Annotated in this window: 2 protein-coding genes; both read right to left on the minus strand. The window is 47.6% G+C overall.

What is annotated here, in order from left to right; translation table 11 throughout:
* Window positions 1-364: radical SAM protein (locus tag R7F67_RS24910; protein WP_411913746.1), on the minus strand; the 364-nt coding region annotated here is incomplete at its 3' end.
* An 18-nt stretch (window positions 365-382) separates the two neighbouring features.
* On the minus strand, window positions 383-985 hold the full coding sequence (locus R7F67_RS24915; RefSeq protein ID WP_318057543.1) for an XTP/dITP diphosphatase: 603 nt from the start codon (window positions 983-985) through the stop codon (window positions 383-385).
* Window positions 986-1039: the final 54 nt, after the last annotated feature.

Consider the following 1039-nt stretch of genomic DNA (forward strand, 5'->3'; position numbering starts at 1 on the left):
CCCCCGCTTTACGATAATCCACGAAACGCTCTGCTTCGATGGTGCCAGGGTTTGCTTCCATAGTGATTTCAATGTCTGGCTTGAATGGAATTCGCGCTTCGATGCCTTTTAGCAAACGCTCAATGCCTTCTGCAGAAATCAAACTTGGCGTACCTCCGCCAATGAAGATGGAATGCAGCGGACGCGGTGCGTCATTTAAGCGGTACTTATCAATATCGGTATCCAGATCTTCTAGAAGGGCACTGATGTACTCTTCTTCTGGGATCTCCGCTTTAAGCGCATGGGAGTTAAAGTCGCAATAAGGGCACTTTTGTACACACCATGGGATGTGTACATACAAGCTGAGTGCTGGAGGCGTTAACATGGACAAGTTCACTCGATCTTACTGTGCGGTTTGCGCTGATAACTGAGCAAACAGAGACTTCAGTGCTTTGCCGCGGTGAGACAACTGCTTTTTACGTGCCGGCTCTAGCTCTGCTGACGCACAGTTATCTTCTGGTACGAAGAAGATAGGGTCGTAACCAAAGCCATTTTCGCCATGTGCTTCAGTCAGAATGCGACCTTCCCATTTGCCATGACAAACGATAGGTGTTGGATGGTTCTCGTGACGCATCAATACCAATACGCAGTGAAAACGCGCGGTACGCTCTGCTTCTGGCACGCCTTCCATTGCGGCTAGCAATTTCTCTAAGTTCTCTTGGTCAGAGGCTTTTTCGCCGGCGTAACGAGCTGAGTAGATGCCTGGTGCACCTTTTAGGAAATCGACTTCCAGACCAGAATCATCAGCAATCGCTGGTAAGCCAGTTTCTTGCGCGGCATGGCGAGCTTTAATGATTGCGTTCTCAATGAATGTGGTGCCCGTTTCAGCAACTTCTGATACGTTGAATTCACTTTGCGCTAATACTTCAAAACCGAAGTCAGACAGTAGATCTGCCATCTCGCGAACTTTGCCTTGGTTGCCTGTTGCTAGCACAATTTTTTTCATGGGAATCTCTTTTAATAGTGATAGAGGAGAACAAATCGTTCTCCTCTAGATATT

Origin of the sequence: Vibrio sp. YT-17 (assembly GCF_033337375.1) — a bacterium.
GTDB classification, from domain to species: domain Bacteria; phylum Pseudomonadota; class Gammaproteobacteria; order Enterobacterales; family Vibrionaceae; genus Vibrio; species Vibrio alginolyticus.